Raw genomic sequence first — 13,158 nt, forward strand, 5'->3', positions numbered from 1 at the left:
GTCATGTTGAAAAAGTTGAAACGCAAGCTGCTCAAACAATGGAAAGAACTTTTGCGCAGAAAATCCATTGCATAGTTGTACGAGCCCTTCGATCGAAGGGCTTCTTTTCAATTTTGTTTCCTATTCCCCACTTTTTATATATAATAAGAAAAGCGGAAAGCGTCCGGAGCTACACATCGCTTTACTTTTTAAAAGGGAACATAATAAAAAAGCAATATGACACACAAGGAGAGATGAACGTTGATTTTTAAAGTGTTTTACCAAGATACAATGAATGAAGTGCCGGTAAGGGAAAAAACGAAGACGCTTTATATTGAAGCGGAAAGCGAGCGAGATGTGCGCCGAAAATTACAAGACCGTCATATCAATATCGAATACATTCAGCCACTTGAAGGTGCGCATTTAGTGTACGAGCAACAAAACCCTGATTTTCACGTATTGGAGATTGAACAATGAACATTTTAAAAAATAAACAAGTTGGTGTTTTCGCTCTCGGCGGTCTAGGCGAAATCGGAAAAAATACATATGGCGTACAGTATGAAGATGAAATCATCGTCATTGATGCCGGCATTAAGTTTCCGGAAGATGAATTGCTCGGAATTGATTACGTCATTCCTGATTATAGCTATTTAGTAAAACATGCAGAAAACATTAAAGGACTATTTATTACACACGGACATGAAGACCATATTGGCGGTATCCCGTATTTGCTTCGCCAAGTGAACGTGCCGATTTATGGCGGGAAGCTGGCGCTCGGACTCATTCGCAACAAGCTAGAAGAGCACGGATTGCTTCGTCAAACGAAACTTATTGAAATTAAAGAAGATGATGTCATTTCGTTCGGAAAAACATCGGTCACCTTTTTCCGCACAACCCATAGCATTCCGGATAGCTACGGGATCGTTGTCAAAACGCCAGTCGGTCAAATTGTGCATACGGGCGATTTTAAATTCGACTTTACGCCTGTTGGCGAACCAGCGAATTTAACGAAAATGGCCGAAATCGGAAAAGAAGGCGTTCTTTGTTTATTGTCCGATAGTACAAATAGCGAAATTCCACATTTTACAATGTCAGAACGGCGCGTCGGCGAAAGCATTCATGACATTTTCCGAAAAGTGCAAGGGCGCATTATTTTCGCAACGTTCGCTTCCAACATTCACCGCTTACAACAAGTCACAGAAGCGGCCGTATTAAACAATCGAAAAATTGCGGTATTCGGACGAAGCATGGAAGCAGCCATTGAAATTGGTCAACAGCTTGGCTACATTAAATGTCCAAAAGATACGTTCGTTGATGCCGCGCAAATTAATCGCCTTCCTGCTCATCGCGTCACGATTCTTTGCACCGGAAGCCAAGGGGAGCCGATGGCAGCGTTATCGCGCATCGCTAACGGGTCTCATCGCCAAATTCAAATTATGCCGGGCGATACAGTCGTCTTTTCATCTTCACCAATTCCGGGCAATACAGTAAGCGTCAACCGCATCATTAACATGTTGGCGCGCGCAGGAGCGGAAGTCATTCACGGACCGCTTAGCGACATTCATACGTCTGGTCACGGCGGACAAGAAGAACAAAAGTTGATGATTCGCTTAATGAAACCGAAATATTTTATGCCGATTCACGGGGAATATCGCATGCAAAAAATGCATGTGAAACTTGCGGTTGATTGCGGTGTGCCAGAAGAAAATTGCTTTATTATGGACAACGGAGAGGTGCTTGGCATTAGTGAAGAAGGAGCAAGCATTGTCGGCAAAATTCCGTCTGGCTCGGTGTATATTGACGGAAGCGGCATTGGCGATATCGGCAACATCGTTTTGCGCGACCGCCGCATTTTGTCAGAAGAAGGACTAGTCATTGTCGTTGTGAGCATCAATATGAAAGAAATGAAAATTGCTGCGGGTCCAGACATTATTTCACGCGGATTCGTCTACATGCGTGAATCAGGCAATTTAATTAGCGATGCGCAACAACTAATCGCCAAACATTTACAACAGCTGCTTGAACAAGGAACAAATCAATGGTCGGACATTAAAACGGAAATTACTGATACACTCGCACCGTTTTTATACGAAAAAACGAAGCGAAAACCGATGATTTTACCGATTATTATGGAAGTATAAACAAGAAGGTGCCCGTTTGGACACCTTCTTTTTAAAACGTTGAAATACATTTTCTCCTTTACCTTCAAATATTTCATTCTTATAAGTCAAATATTTGTGGGAGAAAAAAGACGGGTTCGTGCCTTGGTACAATAAGGATCTTGTCAAATATGTTCATTGACAGAATAAATTCCGTTGAATATAATGAAAATACAGGTGTAGGGTGTTTTAGTTACCTACGATTGGCTTTTCGCCACCGTTAAAAATGGCGGTGACAAAAGGCCAGACAAATGATTTAAAAACTTGTCGCCCATCCGCAGGCGACTAACAAATGGCGGACTCGAAAACTTTTCAACAAAGAAGCGGGGTATCCGCTTCTTTTTTTGGATTGGAGTATGAAGAGATGTCTGAACATTTTAAAATTTATTTTATCAAGGAAGAATTTTTTTCGATTACCGACTGGTCACAATATAAAGTACCTATAAAAAAGAAAAGGCCTATGTTAATTTTAGTCATTGAAAAAGAAGAATTCCCTGATGGGCTTTTTTGTATTCCTATCACAAAAGATGATGATAAAAACGAAAAGATCAAATCATTATCGATGAAAAGACCAGATTTTATACACCCCATTAAAATAAATCGTTACGATAGTTATTTATTGATACAAAATATGTATATTATTCATAAACAATTCATTGGACAACCATATACTTTAAATGATGTTCCTTTTGAAATTAAAAATACAAAGATTCAGAGAGAAATAATGAAAAAAGTGGATGCACTTTTGAAACAAGGAATCATTCATTACGTACCAAGAGAAAAAGTGTTTGAAATCCAATTAAAATATTTAGAAGAGAAAAAAGTAAAGAATCCTTGAAATGACAAATGTAAATTTCATAAATAACTATACCTCGTGAAAAAGACGGAGATATACTCTGTCTTTCAGACTGTTGAAAAGAAGGTGCCCGTTCGGACACCTTCTTTTTTATCCTCCGACGACTTCGCTTTCAAAGCGATCGATGTCTTGATCGGCACCGATGACAATTAAAATGTCACCTTCGTAAATCATTTCTGATGCAAGCGGTGAGACGATAATGTCGTTGTTTCGTTTAATCGCGACAATGTTAATCCCGTATTTCGCGCGAATGTCTAACTCGAGAAGCGAATGGCCATGAAGCTGTTCGTTCGCGACAATTTCAACGATGCTATGGCGATCAGATAGTTCTAAATAGTCGAGTACGTTGTTTGAAATCATATTGTTAGCAATTCGTTCACCCATATCTCGTTCTGGGTGAACAATATGATCTGCTCCAATTTTTTTCAATACTTTTTCGTGATAATCGTTCGTTGCTTTCACTGTAATTTTTTCAACGCCAAGCTCTTTTAAAATTAGCGTTGTTAAAATGCTCGCTTGAATGTTGTCACCGATGGCGACGATGACGTGGTCAAAGTTGCGAATGCCTAAGCTTTTTAGAACGTTCTCATCGGTTGAATCAGCAACGACCGCTTGCGAGGCAATGGACGCGTATTCGTTCACTTTATCTTCGTTCATATCAATCGCAAGCACTTCCATGCCTTGTTCGCTTAACGTACGACATACGCTCCCGCCAAATCGTCCGAGGCCGATGACAGCAAACTCCTTCTTTTTCATTCAATATCCCCTCTTGTTCGGTTTTCTTCAAGCACACGCAAAAGCCGTTTTTCTAGCATATTGACACCGCCACTACCTGCTTGGTAATGACGAAGCTTACCATCTGCATCAAATATATAATACGTTGGCACGCAGCGATTATCAAACGCCTCTTTTAAACGATGGTCGTTGTCAATGAAAATCGGATGGGTCATGCCGTATTGCTCAGCTAGCTGTTTGACGACTTCTACGTTTTCATCGCCATCGCGCCGTGGCATATGAATCGAAATGACGTGTAATTCATCTTTATAGCGATCGCGAAAAGCGTTGACTTGTTTCATTCCGTCTTTACAAAGATGGCAACTCACCGCCCAAAAATGAACGAGCGTCGGTTTACCGATGAGCTGTTCGCGAGTGACGTTTCCGTTTAGTATAACTGTTGCTCCGTCTAATGATGGCATTTGTTCTCGTAATTTCATTGTTCTTCTTCCTTTACATGATGATTTCCTTTCCAAGTGACGTAACGGGTGAGTAGTTGGATGGCGACATCGATGGCTTGTTCGTTCGGATTTAATTGCGCATGATGCAAACCGAACGGCGATTGCACGCCGAGCCAAAACATAAAGCCCGGAATGCGCGCAAGCATGTAACCGAAATCTTCACCTGTCATTGCCTCTTGACAACGAACGAGGCGGACGTTTGTCTCTTTTTCAACAAATTGCATAAATTCGTTCGTTAATGTCTCGTCGTTGTACACTTGATAATACATCGAACCATAATCGATATGCGCCTCGCATTCGTAAGCCAATTCTATGCCGCGCACGATTGCTTCGATGCGCCCTTTCACTTTTTCCATCGCTTCAGGTGAAAGCGTACGAATCGTTCCTTCTAGCCGCGCGCGTTGTGCAATAACATTTTGTACCGTGCCGCTTGTCAGTTTGCCAACTGTAATAACAGCGCTATCAAGCGGATTGACGTTGCGCGAGACGATCGTTTGCAGTTGCATAATTAAGGCGCTTGCCGCAACAACCATATCTTTCGTTTCGTGCGGAAATGCGGCATGCCCACCTTTGCCGATTAAATCAATAAACAGCTCGGACGTATTCGCAAACAACAACCCTTCTTTTGTCGCAATCGTTCCGACCGGATATTGCGGAGCGATATGCAAAGCGAGGATCATGTCGGGCATCCATTGTTTCATTTCATCGCTTTCAAGCATCGGAAGCGCTCCACCCGGCCCTTCCTCCGCTGGCTGAAAAATAAACAGCATATCATCACAAATTGGATGATGAACAACATAGGTAAGGACGCCGAGTGCAATGGCCATATGCATATCGTGCCCACAAGCGTGCATGCGTCCTTCATGCGTTGAACGAAACGGGACGTCCGTTTGTTCGTCAATCGGCAATCCGTCCATATCGGCGCGATAACCGATCGTTTTCGTTGGCGCTGTGCCGAGGACACGAACGAAAATCCCTGTTTTCCACGTTTTGATTTGCATTCGTTCTTGCGGAAGCGTTGCAATATAGTTCAATATGTATTGTTGTGTTTTAAACTCTTGAAAGCCGAGTTCGGGAATTTGATGCAAATCGCGACGAATGTTTACAAACATTTCGATCCTCCTTTTGAAAAAAGCGTGGAATCGATCCACGCTTTATAGTTGACGAAGTTCTTGCTTAATTTCTACTTTTGCTTTCGTTTTTTCATCGATTTGTTTAATCACGCGCGCTGGCACACCTGCGACAACCGTATATGGCGGCACATCTTCTGTGACAATTGCCCCAGCGGCAACGACCGCGCCTTTTCCAACCGTTACGCCTTCTAAAATGACTGCGTTTGCTCCGATCATGACGTCGTCTTCGACGATGACCGGTTTCGCTGACGGTGGCTCAATGACACCGGCAAGAACTGCTCCTGCACCGACGTGGCAGTTTTTCCCTACTGTCGCACGTCCACCGAGCACAGCGTTCATATCAATCATCGTACCTTCACCAACAACCGCACCGATGTTAATGACAGCACCCATCATAATGACCGCGTTGTCGCCAATTTGCACTTGATCGCGAATAATCGCTCCCGGCTCGATGCGCGCTTTTATATGTTTTAAATCAAGAAGCGGGATGGCTGAATTGCGACGGTCGTTTTCGACAACGTAATCTTCAATTTTATGTTTGTTTGCTTCAATCGCAGCTTCAATGTCCGCCCATTCGCCAAATACGACACCTGTTTGACCGGTAATAAACGTTTTCGCACTCGGGCCAAAGTCGATGTCGGCGATATCTCCTTTTATGTATACTTTCACAGGGGTTTTCTTTTTACTGTTTTGAATAAATGAAATAATTTCATTCGCATCCATCATCATCGTCATTTCCTCCTTATCGCTTTATTTTTTTACTTTAACAAATGAAACAAGCAGTGACAAGCTTATTGTCGCTTTTCGTACATCAAGCGGTTAAACCGTTTTAATATTTCGCGACGGGTAATAATTCCCACAAAGTAGCCGGCATCGTTTTCGACGCAAACGAACGGATGATCAATGAGCAACTTCAACGCTTTTAAAAATGAATCGTTCACATGTAAGCGCGGAATGTTGCGCTGCATCACTTGTTCAACTTTCATCGTCTCTAGTCGCTCAAATTCGATGCGCTCAATACCTAAAATCGCATCCATAATCATCGTCATACTAATGAGCCCTTGTAGTTTATACGTCATATCTAACACAGGGACAGCCGAATATCCTGTGCGCGTTAGTACTAACAATGCGTGTTCTAAATGATTCCCCACTTGCACGTGCGCCACTTTATCGGACGGAATCATCAAGTCAATAAGCGGTGGTTGTTGCATCGTCATTCCGCCTTTCCCAATATAATCCCCATTTGTCATTGTACCACGTTCATTTCAATCAGGAAAAGCGAGAAGTAAAACAAAAAAGCCTTCACACATGTGAAGACTTAATTCAACAAATCAAAAATTTCGATGGCGATCATATCAATGTTGTCAAATTGATACGATTTCGGCTTTTCTCCTTTTTCGTACACTTCTAATACGAACGTGTTTGTTTTTTCGTAATATGTGACGCTACATTTTTTTTCACCGTTCACTTCAAAATTGCGTTGCGGCGCTTCGTTCGTTCCTGTTTTTTGTTCTTGTAAGCTAATTAAGCGTTGAATAATGCCTAATAATTGCGACATGACGTTCATTCCTTTCCGATACGTATTTCAACGACTATTCACTACTGTACCAAGAATCGCGGAAAAAGTAAACAAAAACGAAAGCCCACAAAAGCGGGCTTACATTTGAAGCGCGACGTATGCAATATAACCGAGTAAAAGGGCAACAAACACGATGTATGCAATAAAAACTGGATTGCGCACATACGGATGAGCAGCCACCTTTTCGCCAACGCTCGTATCGTATTCGCCTTGCGTTTTTTGCCGCTTACCAACTTGATAAGTATATATAAGCCCTCCGACTAATACCCCGCTTGCGATTAACAAAAGCATCCAAGAAAATGTATCCATCATCACTCACCTCATGTTTACTTTTCCACCGCAAGCGACGTTTTATTACAAATGAGCATTATGTTCAAATAAATACTCATACGTTAAATCAATAAATAAATAATGATGCTCGTCAATCGGATACGAGTATGTGCGAATCATTTCTCCTGTTTCAATATCGCTATATAAATCAGATAAAATGCCGCGTTTGCGTGAGCGCATGCGAATGATATTTTCGAGAAAATACGGTCTCCAGCTCCAGTTTTTCATTTCATATTGCGGCTGTAATTCCCACGTATCTCCTTTTTTAAACATGTTCGCAGACTGTTGAAAACCGTCTTCATCGCATACGTAAATGCGAAAACTACAATCGCTTAACTGTTTCGCCAAGGCGGAAATGAGCTCATTAAATGATGATGCTTTTTTATGTTTAGCAACAAGATCTGATACACGCGCTTGAAATTGTTCGGAAATATCGTATAACGTTTGCAGTTTCTTTTTTTCGTGTTGAATAAACGTATGAAATTGATCGCGCAATCGATCTTTTAATAAATCGTTCGGAAGAAATGATGGCGAAGGTTCGTGCAAATAATAACCTTGATAATACCTTCCGCCGTTTCGCCATGCATATTGTAGCTGAAAGGCGTTTTCGATATCTTCATACAAAAGTGTCGCACCAATTTTGCGTGCTAAAAGCGAAATGGAATACAGTACATCATCGTACGATACAGTTGACGTGCGCAACGAATGCAAATCAATTTTTAATAAATCTGGTGCTAACAAACGAATGCGATCTAAATTGCTACTTTCTTTTCCGATGTTATCGACCGCAATTTGAATGCCGTATGTACGCAAATATGTGAGCACGTGCCCGAGTTGTTGAATGTCGCCTTTAAAATGATGTTCCGTAATTTCAAGAACGACTTGATTGAGCGACAACCCTTTTTCCTTGTATTGAAAAAGCAGTTGTAAAAATGATTCACCGCGGTCAATCATTAACACATTGGCATCGCGGTTAATAAAAATGAGTGACGCAGGCTGTTCATTTACGAACTGTTCGAGCGCTTTCGTCGTCACCGCATGGTCGACTTCCATGCGAAATTCTTCTGGAATCGTTTCATCGTGAAAAAATGGGCCGAGGCTGATGACTTCATTGCCATGTTGAAAGCGACCAAGCACTTCATAACCAACAATACATTGCTCATCGGCGCTAAAAATCGGTTGATAATACGGAACAACTTGATCGATATGTGTTAAAATGTCTAGCGCATCCAAAACGACGCCTCCTCCCCCGTTTTTTCACTCATTATATCATAAGAAATGCGCATCATCGTACCATCAAATAAAAAAAGCGACGTCAAGAAACGTCGCATTAAAACGGATGTTGATTGAGCCATTGACCGCCGTCAACGGTAATACATTCGCCGTTAATGTAGGCAGCGGCATCAGAAAGTAAAAATGAGGCGACGCCGGCAATTTCCTCTGGCGTCCCGAAGCGACCGAGCGGTACGCTATCTTTTACGCGCTTTTCCATTTCTTCTGATAAAATGAGCTTTTCTGCCCCGCCTGTTCGTTCAATGGGTCCCGGGGCGATGGCGTTCACGCGAAAACCGTATTTTTTTCCCCATTCAACCGCTAACGTACGCGTCATCGTTAATACGCCTGCTTTGGCGCACGCGGAATGAATGACGCCCGCCCCTGCTCCCCAAGCGTATGTAGCGACAATATTAATGATTGACCCTTTTTGCCCTTTCTCAATCCAATAGTTTCCGACTTCTCGGCTACAATAAAACGTGCCGTTTAAGACGATGTCAATGACGCTATTCCAGCCGTTAATGGATAACTTTTCCGCTGGACAAATAAAATTGCCAGCAGCATTGTTAATTAACGCATCAATTTTCCCGAAACGTTCGTCCGTTTCTTTCACCATCGCAGCGACTAATTCTGGCTTGCGCACGTCCATAACGATCGGCAACACGCTTCCGCCAATTTCGTTCGCTGCTTCTTCAAGCGCTTCTTTTCGCCTTCCTGTAATGACGACATGCGCCCCTTGTTCCGCGAACTGCTTCGCCATATATTTCCCCATACCGCTTGAACCGCCTGTCACAATAATGACTTTTCCGTTCATTTCCTCATCCCCTTTATGAATGGTTATTCATTCATTTTTATTGTACTATATATTTAGAAAATTTTTAATATTGTTTTTACTGTTTTTATCGACTTTTTTCTTTTATAATGAGTGAAGAACATTTTACGTATAAGGTTTGAAGCGAATGAAACGACGAGATGTTTTGAAAACGTTTTTCTCTTTGGTTGTCAAAGGGGCATTGCTTTCAACGGCAGGATATATGTATGCGAAATATATTGAACCGCGACGGCTGACGGTGCGGCGTTATGAGATCGTGCATCCACTCATTCCAAAAAGCTTTGACGGGTGTCGACTGCTCCAATTTAGCGATGTGCATATCGGTTATCATTATACCGTTCGTCATTTTCAACAAGTCGTCGAACGAATGAACGACTTAAAGCCACATCTTATTTGTTTTACAGGCGATTTGCTTGATGAGCCGAACAAATATGCACATGTCGATGCGATTACATCGCTACTCTCCCAACTTCACGCTCCACTCGGAAAATTTTGTATTTATGGCAATCACGATCATGGTGGATACGGCACAGACATATATAAGCGAATGATGAACATGAGTGGATTTCGTTTACTTGTAAACGAATGGGTATATGTCAAACAAGGTAGTGAACAAATTGTCGTTGCCGGGTTAGATGATTTCATGCTCGGTAAGCCCAATTTCGCAAAAACGGTGCAACATATGCCAAAAGAAACGTATACGATCGCTTTAATTCATGAACCTGATCTTGTGACGCAAGCAAGCGTATATCCGTTTCACCTGCAGCTTTCTGGTCATAGCCATGGTGGACAAATTCAACTGCCGTGGATCGGTCCAGTCGTCACCCCTCCGTTAGCGAAACGATACGTGGAAGGATTTTACGACGTCGGGCAGCTTACATTGTACGTCAATCGCGGTCTTGGTACGACGCGCATGCCATTTCGCTTTTTAACGCCGCCAGAACTCACGTTATTTACGTTAAAAGCCGGGTTATAACATAAACCCGGCTTGAAACAACAATATGCTTCCGACGACTGACGCACCGATATAAATAAGCGCTTCTTTATGTTGTTTATGCAATAAGAGTTGAAGTGCTTCCACGCTAAATGTTGAAAACGTCGTAAACGCCCCGAAAAACCCGACTGTCACCCCAATCGATTGAACACCAGAAGAAAGAACAAAACCGAGCCCGAATGAACCGAGCCAGTTGATGAACAAAATGGATAGCGGGACAGGTGACTGTTTTGTCCAACGCAACAGCCATACGCCAAGCTTGTACCGACACCACGCACCTAATGCCCCACCAAGTGCTACATACATCATGACAGTTCACCTACTTGTTTTCCGCCTGCTCGTTCACCGACATATACGCCCGCATAACAAAGAAGCAAACCGCCAACGAAAGATATAAGTACATATCCGTTCGCTAATGCAGCATGGGTATGCCATAACATCACCGTTTCTTTACTAAACGTCGACATCGTCGTCAATCCGCCGCAAAATCCTGTACCGATCGCAAGTCGTAACCATTCAGCCATTTTCCGTTTTCCGACGTAAGACGTCAGCGCACCGAGCAAAAATGAACCGATATAATTGACAAGCAACGTTCCCCACGGAAATGTGAGAAATGGAAAGATAAGCGCCACACCGTAACGACATAACGCGCCGATCGCTCCGCCTATGGCGACTGCCCCACTTTCTTTCATCATCTATCACCTCATTCTTCATCATCTGCGACATCGTAAGCCATTTGAAATAATATCATTTGGCTATCGATTTCTTCTCCTTCTTTTCGTCTCACATAATGATATTCTCCATGTTCGTTTTGTTCACGCGCTTTGACGTTATCAGAAAGCAAAATGTGTAGCACCTCAATGAGTCGCTCTTTTAATTCTTGACGGAAAATCGGGAACAAAATTTCAATGCGCCGATCCATATTGCGCGTCATCCAATCGGCAGACGATAAAAAGACGCGCGCTTGTCCGTGATGGTGAAAATAATACACGCGACTATGTTCTAAAAAGCGGCCGACGATGCTGCGAACGCGAATATTTTCACTTACTCCTTGAATTTGTGGACGTAAACAACAAATGCCACGCACAATTAAATCGATTTGTACGCCGGCTTGCGACGCTTCATATAGCTTCATGATGAGCTGTTTATCTGTCAGCGAGTTCATTTTCGCGATAATGCGACCGTCACCGTATTGTTTATGGTAACGAATTTCTTCATCAATGAGTTGTAAAAATTGTTGCCGTAAATCAAACGGAGCGACAGATAAATGATGAAACGGTGGCTTTTCCATATAACCGCTTAAATAATTGAAGAAGTTTGTCGCATCTTCCCCAAATTGCTCGTTCGCTGTAATAAAGCCGAAGTCCGTATACACTTTCGCAGTCGCATCGTTATAGTTGCCTGTTCCTAAATGAACGAACCGTTCAATTTTTCCTTGTTTTTGCCGAACAATTAATGTAATTTTACTATGCGTTTTTAAATGCGTCATGCCATAAATGACGTGACATCCTGCTTTTTCAAGTTCTTTCGCCCATTGGACGTTATTTTCTTCGTCAAACCGCGCTTTTAATTCAACGAGAACGGTCACTTGTTTCCCATTTTCCGCCGCACGCTTCAATGCTTCAATAATCGGTGAATCTCCGCTCACGCGATATAGCGTCTGTTTAATCGCTAACACATCCGGATCATCTGCCGCATCGGAAATAAAATCGATAACCGGTTCAAACGACTCGTACGGATGATGGAACAATAAATCGTGCTCTTTTGCTTTTTCAAATATGTCCTCGTCATCATCTAAATCTTTTGGCGGTTGTGGAATGAGCGTTTCAAAAATCAAATGTTCTTTGTATCGTGCTACTTCATGATAAAACGAAAATAAAAATGTTAAATCAATAGGTCCGTCGATGTTGTACACATCTTTTTCATGAATTTCTAGCTCATCTAATAAATAGTCGAGCACCCATTCGTCAAATCCTTTTTTGCTCATTTCTAGTCGAATCGCAGCGCCCCATTTTCGCTTTTTTAATTCTTTTTCAATTTCTTTTAATAAGTCGCGTGCCCCTTCTTCATGAATCGTTAAATCCGCGTTGCGTGTAATGCGAAATTGTGTCACAGATGAGACAGTGTATCCTTTAAATAACGTATGAATAAATGTCGTAATGACATCTTCTAATAGCGCATAAGCGTGCGTGCCGCTATGTGTAGGCAAAGGAATGAAACGACGTAACACAGCAGGCACTTGTACAATCGCTAATTTTTTTCGATCATCATCATCTTCTTCATCATCTTCAAGAACGATCGCTAAGTTTAAACTTTTGTTTAACAACATCGGAAACGGACGATACGCATCAACAGCCATCGGCGTTAACACAGGAAAAATATTTTTCATAAAATACGTTTGTACATACGTTCGTTGCTCATCGTTCCATTCGTTTGGCGCAAGCAAATATACCCCTTCCTCATGCAACATCGGCAATAACGTCTGATTGTACATGTCGTACTGCAACCGAACGAGCTCATGCGTTTTTTTCGCAATTTTTTTCAACTGTTCTTTCGGCGTTAGTCCTGCTTTATTTTCTGGCTTATTAAAACCAGCCTTCACTTGATCTTTTAAGCCAGCGACGCGCACCATAAAAAACTCATCTAAATTCGAGCTGAAAATCGCTAAAAATTTCAATCGTTCTAATAACGGATTGCGTTCGTCCATCGCCTCCTGCAAGACGCGCTCGTTGAACGCTAGCCAACTTAATTCGCGGTTGTTGTAATAACGCGGATGGCTTAAATCCATG

Annotated in this window: 16 protein-coding genes; 4 read left to right on the plus strand and 12 right to left on the minus strand. The window is 42.3% G+C overall.

Going from position 1 to position 13,158, the window contains the following annotated elements; all coding sequences use genetic code 11:
* Positions 1-240 precede the first annotated feature (240 nt).
* The 3 genes from ASC42_RS01480 to ASC42_RS01490 all read left to right on the plus strand — a co-directional run bounded on the left by ASC42_RS01480 (position 241) and on the right by ASC42_RS01490 (position 2,976).
* A complete protein-coding gene (locus ASC42_RS01480; RefSeq protein WP_055440236.1) occupies positions 241-456 on the plus strand; it encodes a DNA-dependent RNA polymerase subunit epsilon in 216 nt (71 codons plus the stop codon).
* Positions 453-2,120 (plus strand): ribonuclease J1, encoded by a 1,668-nt coding sequence (rnjA, locus tag ASC42_RS01485; protein WP_055440237.1) that lies wholly within the window; start codon positions 453-455, stop codon positions 2,118-2,120. Before ASC42_RS01480 ends, rnjA begins: the two co-directional genes overlap by 4 nt.
* A gap of 310 nt (positions 2,121-2,430) precedes the next feature.
* Entirely contained in the window at positions 2,431-2,976 is a 546-nt protein-coding gene (locus ASC42_RS01490; protein WP_245191128.1) for a hypothetical protein, read from the plus strand.
* 108 nt (positions 2,977-3,084) lie between these two features.
* Here ASC42_RS01490 and ASC42_RS01495 read toward each other — a convergent pair whose 3' ends face one another.
* The 9 genes from ASC42_RS01495 to fadH form a co-directional block, all read right to left on the minus strand.
* Positions 3,085-3,750, minus strand: a complete 666-nt coding sequence (locus tag ASC42_RS01495) for a potassium channel family protein (protein WP_055440238.1) — start codon at positions 3,748-3,750, stop codon at positions 3,085-3,087.
* Complete coding sequence (locus tag ASC42_RS01500) at positions 3,747-4,208, minus strand: TlpA family protein disulfide reductase (RefSeq protein WP_055440239.1); 462 nt, start codon at positions 4,206-4,208, stop codon at positions 3,747-3,749. The genes ASC42_RS01495 and ASC42_RS01500 overlap by 4 nt, the downstream gene beginning before the upstream one ends.
* Complete coding sequence (locus tag ASC42_RS01505; protein WP_055440240.1) at positions 4,205-5,341, minus strand: N-acetyldiaminopimelate deacetylase; 1,137 nt, start codon at positions 5,339-5,341, stop codon at positions 4,205-4,207. Before ASC42_RS01505 ends, ASC42_RS01500 begins: the two co-directional genes overlap by 4 nt.
* A 42-nt stretch (positions 5,342-5,383) precedes the next feature.
* Entirely contained in the window at positions 5,384-6,091 is a 708-nt protein-coding gene (dapD, locus tag ASC42_RS01510) for a 2,3,4,5-tetrahydropyridine-2,6-dicarboxylate N-acetyltransferase (RefSeq protein WP_055440241.1), read from the minus strand.
* Between the two features lie 62 nt (positions 6,092-6,153).
* A complete protein-coding gene (cbpB, locus tag ASC42_RS01515) occupies positions 6,154-6,573 on the minus strand; it encodes a cyclic-di-AMP-binding protein CbpB (protein WP_209424211.1) in 420 nt (139 codons plus the stop codon).
* A gap of 107 nt (positions 6,574-6,680) precedes the next feature.
* The gene (locus ASC42_RS01520) at positions 6,681-6,920 is read right to left on the minus strand and encodes a YkuJ family protein (protein WP_003396622.1); all 240 of its coding nucleotides are present in this window, start codon (positions 6,918-6,920) and stop codon (positions 6,681-6,683) included.
* Positions 6,921-7,019: 99 nt separating this feature from the next.
* Positions 7,020-7,253, minus strand: a complete 234-nt coding sequence (locus ASC42_RS01525) for a hypothetical protein (protein WP_183247273.1) — start codon at positions 7,251-7,253, stop codon at positions 7,020-7,022.
* 42 nt (positions 7,254-7,295) lie between these two features.
* Positions 7,296-8,504 carry an EAL domain-containing protein gene (locus ASC42_RS01530; protein WP_055440244.1) on the minus strand — a complete coding sequence of 403 codons (1,209 nt, stop codon included), beginning with the start codon at positions 8,502-8,504 and terminating at the stop codon, positions 7,296-7,298.
* Between the two features lie 97 nt (positions 8,505-8,601).
* On the minus strand, positions 8,602-9,357 hold the full coding sequence (gene fadH, locus ASC42_RS01535) for a 2,4-dienoyl-CoA reductase (protein WP_055440245.1): 756 nt from the start codon (positions 9,355-9,357) through the stop codon (positions 8,602-8,604).
* A gap of 145 nt (positions 9,358-9,502) precedes the next feature.
* Here fadH and ASC42_RS01540 point away from each other — a divergent pair, with 145 nt between their 5' ends.
* A complete protein-coding gene (locus tag ASC42_RS01540; RefSeq protein ID WP_055440246.1) occupies positions 9,503-10,351 on the plus strand; it encodes a metallophosphoesterase in 849 nt (282 codons plus the stop codon).
* Here the strand turns inward: ASC42_RS01540 and ASC42_RS01545 are convergent.
* From ASC42_RS01545 to ASC42_RS01555, 3 genes are read right to left on the minus strand one after another with little or no spacing between them, the layout of a single operon-like run.
* Entirely contained in the window at positions 10,346-10,678 is a 333-nt protein-coding gene (locus ASC42_RS01545) for a fluoride efflux transporter FluC (RefSeq protein ID WP_055440247.1), read from the minus strand. The genes ASC42_RS01540 and ASC42_RS01545 overlap by 6 nt on opposite strands.
* Positions 10,675-11,061, minus strand: a complete 387-nt coding sequence (locus tag ASC42_RS01550) for a CrcB family protein (RefSeq protein ID WP_055440248.1) — start codon at positions 11,059-11,061, stop codon at positions 10,675-10,677. The genes ASC42_RS01545 and ASC42_RS01550 overlap by 4 nt, the downstream gene beginning before the upstream one ends.
* Positions 11,062-11,072: 11 nt before the next feature.
* Entirely contained in the window at positions 11,073-13,157 is a 2,085-nt protein-coding gene (locus tag ASC42_RS01555) for an RNA degradosome polyphosphate kinase (RefSeq protein ID WP_082435658.1), read from the minus strand.
* Position 13,158 lies beyond the last annotated feature (1 nt).

The organism is Anoxybacillus suryakundensis, assembly GCF_001418025.1.
GTDB classification, from domain to species: Bacteria; Bacillota; Bacilli; order Bacillales; family Anoxybacillaceae; genus Anoxybacillus; species Anoxybacillus tengchongensis.

Coding starts and splice junctions, on each gene's coding strand:
- rnjA (WP_055440237.1), top strand. CDS start 453: ATGAACATTTTAAAAAATAAACAAGTTGGTGTTTTCGCTCTCGGCGGT.
- ASC42_RS01490 (WP_245191128.1), top strand. CDS start 2,431: ATGGCGGACTCGAAAACTTTTCAACAAAGAAGCGGGGTATCCGCTTCT.
- ASC42_RS01495 (WP_055440238.1), bottom strand. CDS start 3,750: ATGAAAAAGAAGGAGTTTGCTGTCATCGGCCTCGGACGATTTGGCGGG.
- ASC42_RS01500 (WP_055440239.1), bottom strand. CDS start 4,208: ATGAAATTACGAGAACAAATGCCATCATTAGACGGAGCAACAGTTATA.
- ASC42_RS01505 (WP_055440240.1), bottom strand. CDS start 5,341: ATGTTTGTAAACATTCGTCGCGATTTGCATCAAATTCCCGAACTCGGC.
- dapD (WP_055440241.1), bottom strand. CDS start 6,091: ATGATGATGGATGCGAATGAAATTATTTCATTTATTCAAAACAGTAAA.
- cbpB (WP_209424211.1), bottom strand. CDS start 6,573: ATGCAACAACCACCGCTTATTGACTTGATGATTCCGTCCGATAAAGTG.
- ASC42_RS01520 (WP_003396622.1), bottom strand. CDS start 6,920: ATGTCGCAATTATTAGGCATTATTCAACGCTTAATTAGCTTACAAGAA.
- ASC42_RS01525 (WP_183247273.1), bottom strand. CDS start 7,253: ATGATGGATACATTTTCTTGGATGCTTTTGTTAATCGCAAGCGGGGTA.
- fadH (WP_055440245.1), bottom strand. CDS start 9,357: ATGAACGGAAAAGTCATTATTGTGACAGGCGGTTCAAGCGGTATGGGG.
- ASC42_RS01540 (WP_055440246.1), top strand. CDS start 9,503: ATGAAACGACGAGATGTTTTGAAAACGTTTTTCTCTTTGGTTGTCAAA.
- ASC42_RS01545 (WP_055440247.1), bottom strand. CDS start 10,678: ATGATGTATGTAGCACTTGGTGGGGCATTAGGTGCGTGGTGTCGGTAC.
- ASC42_RS01550 (WP_055440248.1), bottom strand. CDS start 11,061: ATGAAAGAAAGTGGGGCAGTCGCCATAGGCGGAGCGATCGGCGCGTTA.
- ASC42_RS01555 (WP_082435658.1), bottom strand. CDS start 13,157: ATGGATTTAAGCCATCCGCGTTATTACAACAACCGCGAATTAAGTTGG.